This window comes from Streptomyces sp. NPDC047014 (assembly GCF_040644195.1).
In the GTDB taxonomy this organism is placed as follows: domain Bacteria; phylum Actinomycetota; class Actinomycetes; order Streptomycetales; family Streptomycetaceae; genus Streptomyces.
The window spans coordinates 22,352-29,857 of sequence record NZ_JBEYVX010000075.1 but is presented as its reverse complement, the minus strand read 5'-3'; the positions used below and the strand labels follow the sequence as shown (position 1 = coordinate 29,857).

The following is a 7,506-nucleotide window of genomic DNA, read 5'->3' as shown; positions in this document are numbered from 1 at the left end:
ACCTCACGATCCGCTCGGGCAACCTCCTCGCCTACGAGCCCACCCTCGCCCTCAAGCAGTCGATCGTGCCGGGCTTCCTCATGCCTCATCGAGCGCCGGCGGACGCTGCGGCCGGCCGGACCGGTCCCGGCGGCCGGGATCGCGTACGGGAGAGGTGGTCGTCGTGCTCATCCGCACCACCGGCCCGTGCCGGGGACGGCTGCCGTGCCCGGGAAGGCGCTGGGGCTCCTCATGCCGCCACCTCCTCGCCGCCGGCCGCCGGGATCCCGGCGACCACCGCCAGCAGGGCCGTTTCGTCGACCACGCCCAGGCAGCGGCCGTCGTCGACGACGCGGGCCGGTCCACCGGTGCGGGCCACGGCCTCGATGGCCTCGGAGACGGTGGCGGCCGGGTTCAGGGCCGGGCCGTGCCCGGCCTCCTCGCCGCTGACTGCGGGGCGCATGGCGCTGCGTACGGTCAGGACCTGCTCGCGCGGCACGTCCCGTACGAAGTCCCGTACGTAGTCGTCGGCGGGGGAGCCGACGATCTCCTCCGGGGTGCCCAGCTGGACGATCCGGCCGTCGCGCATGAGCGCGATCCGGTCGCCCAGGCGCAGCGCCTCGGACAGGTCGTGGGTGATGAAGACCATGGTGCGGCCCTCCTCCTGGTGCAGCCGGGCCACCTCGCCCTGCATCTCCCGGCGGATCACCGGGTCCAGGGCGCTGAACGGCTCGTCGAACAGCAGGACCTCGGGGTCGGCGGCGAGGGCGCGGGCGAGCCCGACGCGCTGCTGCTGGCCGCCGGACAGCTGGCCGGGCCGACGCCCCTCCAGTCCTTCGAGGCCGACCTTGCCGACCATCTCGGCGGCGCGGGCACGCCGTTCGGCGCGGCCCACGCCCTGGATCTCCAGCCCGTAGGCGACGTTGTCGAGGACGGTGCGGTGCGGCAGCAGACCGAAGTGCTGGAAGACCATGGCGGCGCGGTGGCGGCGCAGTTCGCGCAGCCGGGCCGGGTCCATGGCGAGCACGTCCTCGCCGTCGACGGCCAGCGTCCCGGAGGTGGGCTCGATCAGCCGGGTCAGACAGCGGACCAGGGTGGACTTGCCCGAGCCGGACAGGCCCATGACGACGAAGACCTCGCCCTTGCGGACCTCGAAGCTGACGTCGCGGACGGCGGCGGTGCAGCCGGTCCGCTCGCGCAGCTCGGCGGCGGGCAGGGAGGCCAGCTCCGCGGAGGCGGGCACGGCGGCGGCCTTGCGGCGCGGGCCGAAGACCTTCCACAGGTTCTGTACGGCGAACACGGGCTCGGTGGCCTCCGGCGCGGCGGGCGCGGGGGCAGTGGCGGTCGCGGTCATCGGGCCTCACCTCCGGTCAGCAGGTCGGCGGCCTTCTCGCCGACCATGAGCACGCCGATCATCGGGTTGACGGCGGGCATCGTGGGGAAGACGGAGGCGTCCGCGATCCGCAGGCCCTCCATGCCGCGCACCCGCAGGTCCGGGCCGACGACGGCCCCGGTGTCGGTGGCGGCGCCCATCCGGCAGGTGCCGGCGGGGTGGTAGACGGTGTGGGCCACCGAGCGGGCGTAGGCGCTCAGTTCCTCGTCCGTGGTGATCTCCGGACCGGGGCACACCTCGCGGTGCAGCCAGCCGGCGAGCGGTTCGGCCGCGGCGATCTCGCGCGCCAGCTTGATGCCGTCGACGAGGGTGCGGGCGTCGTAGTCCTCCTCGTCCGTGAAGTACCGGAAGTCGAGGGCGGGCTTGGCCTCGGGGTCGGCGCTGGTCAGGTAGAGGCGGCCGCGGCTGCGCGGCTTGGGGATGTTCGGGGTCAACGACACTCCGTGCGCGGGGCGTTCGTAGCCGATCCGCTCGGGGTTGTCGGTGAACGGCACCTGGTAGAAGTGGAACATCAGGTCGGGGCCGGGGGAGTCCGGGTCGCGCCGGACGAAGAGGCCGGCGTCGCTGTCCATAGCCGAGTTCTCCGGGATCGGCCCGTCCGTCTCCCAGACGATCACCGACTCCGGGTGGTCGAGAAGGTTCTCGCCGACGCCGGGCAGGTCGTGCACCGCCGGGATGCCCAGGGCCTCCAGGTCCGCGCGCGGCCCGATGCCCGAGTGCAGCAGCAGCCGCGGGGTGTCCACGGCGCCCGCGCACACCACGACCTCGCGGCGGGCGGTGATCAGCGACCGGGTGCCGTCGGCGGACCGGACGTGCACCCCGCGGGCCCGTGTGCCGTCCAGCTCCAGGCGGTACGCCCAGGTCTCCAGCATGATCCGGAGGTTGGGGCGCTCGTCCATCACCGGGTGCAGATAGGCCACCGAGGCCGAGGAGCGCTGGTTGGTCTCCGGGTGGTAGGCCAGGTCGAAGAAGCCGACGCCCTCGTGGAAGGGCTTGGCGTTGAAGCCCTCGACCTCCGGGACGCCGAGCGCCTGCTGCGCGGCCTCCACGAAGTCGCGGGCGATGGCGTTGCGGTCCTCCTCGGCGACGGGCACGACGTTGTTGAGGAGCCGGTCGAAGTAGGGGTCCATGGCGGCGGCGTGCCAGCCCTCGGCGCCCGCCTCCGACCACTCGTCCCAGTCGGACGGCAGCGGCTTGAAGGAGATCAGGGTGTTGTGCGAGGAGCAGCCGCCGAGGACGCGGGCGCGGCTGTGCCGGATGTGCGAATTGCCGCGCGGCTGCTCGGTGGTGGGGTAGTCGTAGTCCAGCTCACCGCCGAGGAGGCCCATCCAGCGGCGCAGGGTGAGCACTTCGGGGCGGCCGACGTCGCTGGGGCCGCCCTCGATGACGGCGACCGTGACATCGGGGTCCTCGGTGAGGCGGGAGGCGATCACCGAACCGGCGGTGCCGCCGCCGACGACGACGTAGTCGTAGGCGTACTCGTGGACCGGGTTGCTCGTGCTGTCGTTCATACGTCTCTCCTCCTCGTCAGCCCGCGAACCAGCGCACGGGGCGCGGAGCGAGGTTCTGGTACACGTGCTTGGTCTCGCGGTATTCGGCCAGTCCGGCCGGGCCCAGCTCGCGGCCCGTTCCCGACTTGCCGAAGCCGCCCCATTCGGCCTGCGGCAGATAGGGGTGGAAGTCGTTGATCCAGACGGTGCCGTGCCGCAGCCGGCCGGCCACGCGGCGGGCGCGGCCCTGGTCGGCCGTCCAGACGCCGCCGGCGAGCCCGTACTCGGTGTCGTTGGCCAGGGCCACGGCCTCGTCCTCGGTACGGAAGGTCTCCACCGTCAGCACCGGCCCGAAGACCTCCTCGCGGATGACGCGCATCCCGCGGTGGCAGCGGTCGAGCACGGTCGGCCGGTAGAAGAAGCCGGGCCCCTCGGGCCGCTCCCCGCCGGCCCGCAGCACGGCGCCCTCCGCGAGCGCGGAGGCGACGTAGGACTCGGCGCGCTCCCGCTGGGCGGCGGACACCAGCGGGCCGCACTCGACGCCGGGGTCGGTGCCGCGGCCGAGGCGGATCCGCTCGGCGCGGCGGGCCAGCTCGGTGACGAAGCGCTCGCGCAGCGACTCCTCGACGATCAGCCGCGAGCCGGCCGAGCAGACCTGGCCGCTGTGCATGAAGGCGGCGTTCAGGGCCTGGTCGACGGCGGTGTCGAAGCCCTGCGCGGTGGCGCAGGCGTCGGCGAAGACCACGTTCGGGTTCTTGCCGCCCAGTTCGAGGGCGACCTTCTTGACGGAGTCGGCGGCGGCCTTCATCACCTTCGTACCGCTGGCCAGGCCGCCGGTGAAGGAGACCAGGTCCACCTCGGGGTGGGCGGACAGGCGGGCGCCGACCGGGTCGCCGGCGCCGGTCACCAGGTTGGCGACACCGGCCGGAAGGCCCGCCTCCGCCAGCAGCTCGATCAGGACGACCGTGCTCAGCGGGGTCAGCTCACTCGGCTTGATCACGAAGGTGTTGCCGGCGGCCAGCGCCGGGGCGACCTTCCAGCTGGCCTGGAGCAGCGGATAGTTCCACGGCGTGATCAGCGCGCAGACCCCGACGGGCTCGTGCACGACCACGCTGTGCACGTCGGCGGAGCCGGCGTCCACGACACGGCCCGCGCCCTCGGCGGTGACCAGGTCGGCGAAGTAGCGGAAGGCGTCGGCCACGCAGTCGACGTCGATCCGGCCCTCTTCGAGGGTCTTGCCCGCGTCCCGGCTCTCCAGCAGGCCGATGCGCTCGCGGTCGCGCTGGAGCAGGTCGGCCGTGCGGCGCAGCAGGGCGGCACGCTCGGCGACGGGGGTCCGCGGCCAGGGGCCGGTGTCGAAGGCGGCGCGGGCGGCGCTGACGGCCGCGTTCGTGTCGGCGGTACCGCCCTCGGCGACGACGGCGAGGACGGTGGAGTCCGCGGGGTCCAGGATCTCCCGGGACGCCCCCGAGTCCGCCGGCCGCCATTCGCCGGCTATGTGGATGGTCTTCTGCTCCGACACGACGCTCTGTACCTCCGGGTTCCGCCACCGCGGCGGACCCGCGGTGACCTCACAGTCGCCGCGCATGCCCCCTGCCCTGACACTCATGTCCCATCCGCCCCGAGAAGTGGCGCGAGTCACGTTCCCCGGCCGCGGAGGAAACAGCACGTGAGAGGCCCCGTACCGTCTGTGCGGTACGGGGCCTCGGGAGGAGCGGGTGTCCGGATTCCGCTTTAGCGGAACATGCGGTCACCCGGCGTCGCCATGCGGTGGGTGCCGCTGTGGCGGTTCACCCAGTCGCGGATCAGCGTGATGGAGTTCGCGCACTGCCAGCTGTCGTCGTACTCGCGGACGCCCGTGAAGGCGCCGTAGCCCGCGATGATGCCGTCGACCCGGCCGTCGCCCAGCAGCTTGTCGATGTACCACGGGTCGTTGTAGGTGGTCGTCCAGGACAGGGTGGCCGCCAGCCGGCCCGCGTCACGGTCGGAGGCGCCCTTCTTCAGCTCGGCGCAGGTGTAGTAGGTGGCCTCCGTGCAGTTGCCGAAGCCCTTGGTGATGTCGCTGTCGCCGTAGTCCATCACCCGCTTGCCGGAGGGGAAGCCCGAACCGGAGCGGTTGAACGCGTTCTGCGCCTGGTCGCGGGTACCCGTCGTCGTGATGCCCTCCAGCGCGCCGAGCCGGCCCTCCAGGCTCTGCCAGCCCCGGCCGCCCACGTCGGGGGTGCTGCCGCCGTGGTACTCGTAGAAGCCGTAGAGCACCTGGATCCCGGCGTTCGTCAGCCGCTGCGCCTTGTCGCGCAGTCCGGCGACGCTGCATCCGCGGTTCTCCCGCTCGCCGCAGTAGTTCGGGTCCTTGATGTCCAGCCACACCATGGACAGCCGCCGACCCTGGTTGGCGTGCGAGAGGATGCGGTCGATCATGCTGTCGAAGCTGGGGCCCAGCCGGTTGTCGCCGGCCGAGGAACAGTCGTGGTAGGCCCGCCACTCGTTCGGGTTCCACCAGGCGCAGACATCTATCTCGATGCTGTTGGCGCCGTGCTTGAGCGCCGCGTCCACCCCGCCGAGGGTGTCGACGCGGTGCGCGATGGCGTAGATCGGGCGCCGCTGGTCGGCCGCCGCGTCGGGGGCCGAGGTGGCGGCGGAGGCGGGGGTCGCGCCTAAGGCGGTGGTCGCGACGATGCCGCAGAGGGCCGCGAGGAGGGCCAGGAGGGTGCGTGGGCGGGCGCCACGCCTGAGCTGAGAGGACAAGGACGTACTCCTTCATGTCGGCGTCCCGGGGGGACAGTTGATCGAGCGATCGCTTGAGCGCTGTAGGTCACTCGATCGCTGCAGATCGCTGATGATCTCTACGGGCACATGCTGACACGCGGTAAATGTACGGTGAACGGGTTTCGGTCGGCGTGGCGCGGCGCTCCTTGGGCCAGTTCCGGCCATGCCTGACGATGAATCCGTTACGCCCCTCTTTCGGGAAAGAGGCACACAACAGTCCGTATCGGACGTACGTAACGAACTCCGCGGTGGACGTGTCGAAGAGGCAGAAGGTGAAAGGAGCCCGCCCGTGAGCGCTCGATGGGACCCCGTGGAGACGGTGGAGACGGGGCCCGCGGCCGGGACCGACGACGAACTGCTGGCCGTCCGGGCGGCGGAAGGGGACGAAGGGGCCTTCGAAATGCTCGTACACCGCCACACCCCGGCCATGCTCCAGCTCGCCCAGCGCCTGCTCGGCACCCGGGCCGAGGCCGAGGACGCCGTGCAGGACTCCTTCGTCAGCGCCTGGCGCGCCCTGCCCGACTTCCGGCGCGAGGCCGGCTTCGCGACCTGGCTGCACCGCATCGTCACCAACCGGTGCCTGAACCTGCTGCGCGCCCGCCGGGCCGCGGCGGACCTCGACACCGTCCCGGAACCGGCCGCCCCCGAGTACCAGTCCTCACCCGTGCGCGCCGCCGAATCCCAGGCGGCCGCCAGGGACCTCCGCCTCGCGATGCGCTCCCTGTCCGCGGAGCAGCAGGTGTGCTGGGTGCTGCGGGAGATCGAGGGCCGGCCCTACGAAGCGATCGCCCAGGCGGTCCGGATCAGCCCGGAGGCCGTCCGCGCCCGCGTCTTCCGGGCCCGGCGCGTACTGACGGAGGCGATGGCCGCATGGCGATGAACACCCCCCGGAACACCCCGCACCTGTCTGGCCTGTCTGGCCTGTCTGGCCTGTCCGGCCCGTCTGGCCCGTCCGGCTCCTCCGGCCCGTCCGACCCGGACGGCCGGCCGGAACCGGCCGATGCCGCGGTGCTCGCCTGCGGCCGGGACCTCGCCGCGCTGTGGGAGGAGACCTCGCCGGGCGCGGACGCGCACTCCCCGTCCTGCGCCTCCTGCCGGGAGGCCCTGGCGGACCTCCACCGCCTGCGCACCGCCGCCCTCGCGGCCACGCCCTCACCCGCCCGGCCCCCGGACGCGGAGGCGCTGGTCCGCCGGGTCATGGACGTGGTCCGCCTGGAACTGCGCCCCGGCCGCAGCCTGCCGCTGGGCGAGCCGCACGAGGACACCTGGATCTACGAGTCCGTCGCCGCCCGCACCCTGCGCGCCGCCGCCGAGGAGGTCCCCGGCGTGCGCGCGGGCAGCTGCCGCATCGCTCCGCCGGTCTCCGGCGGAGCGGGGCGGGGAGCTGTCACCGTCGAGCTGGAGGTCACCGCCGCGTACGGTCCTGATCTGCGGGCGGTCTCCGATGCCGTACGGGTCCACGCGCTCCGCGCCGCGCACGAGAGGCTGGGCCTGGCCGTGGCCGCCCTCCACGTCACCGTCACCGACCTGCACGATCTGCACGACCTCCGGGAGGCCGGGCCGTGACCCCACCGCGGGCGGACGCCACCACCCGGGCGGTGGCCGAGGCCGTACTCGCCGTCCCCGGCGTGGCCTGCCTGCGCCCGGGGCTGCGCGACCTGCTGCGGGCGGCGGTCCCGCGCGGGTTGTCGGGCGTACGGGTGTCCCTCGGGCCGGAGGGGACGGTGACGGCACTCCACGTGGAGATCGTCGTACGGGCCCACCACCGCGCCCTGGACGTGGCCCGCGCCGCCCGCACGGAGGCGGCCCGCGCGGCCCCGGCGCCGCCCTCGGCGGTCCGGGTCACCGTCACGGGCCTGGTCTGACGTCCTTTCA

The 7,506-nt window shown here is 73.3% G+C and carries 7 protein-coding genes and 1 pseudogene; 4 read left to right on the top strand and 4 right to left on the bottom strand.

The genetic code is table 11. The features are described 5' to 3' along the window. Positions 1-80 (top strand): annotated as a pseudogene (locus tag ABZ873_RS27600) (AIM24 family protein); the annotation flags it as partial. 149 nt (positions 81-229) lie between these two features. On the opposite strand, the gene ABZ873_RS27595 reads toward ABZ873_RS27600, so the two are convergent. The 4 genes from ABZ873_RS27595 to ABZ873_RS27580 form a co-directional block, all read right to left on the bottom strand. Next, positions 230-1,333: a glycine betaine/L-proline ABC transporter ATP-binding protein gene (locus ABZ873_RS27595; RefSeq protein ID WP_360877213.1), complete on the bottom strand. Its 1,104-nt coding sequence runs from the start codon at positions 1,331-1,333 to the stop codon at positions 230-232. Then, the gene (locus ABZ873_RS27590) at positions 1,330-2,883 is read right to left on the bottom strand and encodes a GMC oxidoreductase (RefSeq protein ID WP_360877211.1); all 1,554 of its coding nucleotides are present in this window, start codon (positions 2,881-2,883) and stop codon (positions 1,330-1,332) included. The genes ABZ873_RS27595 and ABZ873_RS27590 overlap by 4 nt, the downstream gene beginning before the upstream one ends. Positions 2,884-2,899: 16 nt before the next feature. After that, a complete protein-coding gene (locus ABZ873_RS27585; RefSeq protein WP_360877208.1) occupies positions 2,900-4,384 on the bottom strand; it encodes an aldehyde dehydrogenase family protein in 1,485 nt (494 codons plus the stop codon). Between the two features lie 212 nt (positions 4,385-4,596). Next, a complete protein-coding gene (locus ABZ873_RS27580; RefSeq protein WP_360877205.1) occupies positions 4,597-5,610 on the bottom strand; it encodes a glycerophosphodiester phosphodiesterase family protein in 1,014 nt (337 codons plus the stop codon). Positions 5,611-5,920: 310 nt separating this feature from the next. Between ABZ873_RS27580 and ABZ873_RS27575 the strand changes: the two genes are divergently transcribed. The 3 genes from ABZ873_RS27575 to ABZ873_RS27565 are packed head-to-tail and all read left to right on the top strand — an operon-like array spanning position 5,921 to position 7,496. Beyond that, positions 5,921-6,511: a sigma-70 family RNA polymerase sigma factor gene (locus tag ABZ873_RS27575; protein WP_360877202.1), complete on the top strand. Its 591-nt coding sequence runs from the start codon at positions 5,921-5,923 to the stop codon at positions 6,509-6,511. Then, positions 6,502-7,197, top strand: a complete 696-nt coding sequence (locus ABZ873_RS27570) for an Asp23/Gls24 family envelope stress response protein (protein WP_360877199.1) — start codon at positions 6,502-6,504, stop codon at positions 7,195-7,197. The genes ABZ873_RS27575 and ABZ873_RS27570 overlap by 10 nt, the downstream gene beginning before the upstream one ends. Continuing rightward, complete coding sequence (locus ABZ873_RS27565) at positions 7,194-7,496, top strand: Asp23/Gls24 family envelope stress response protein (protein ID WP_360877196.1); 303 nt, start codon at positions 7,194-7,196, stop codon at positions 7,494-7,496. Before ABZ873_RS27570 ends, ABZ873_RS27565 begins: the two co-directional genes overlap by 4 nt. Positions 7,497-7,506: the final 10 nt, after the last annotated feature.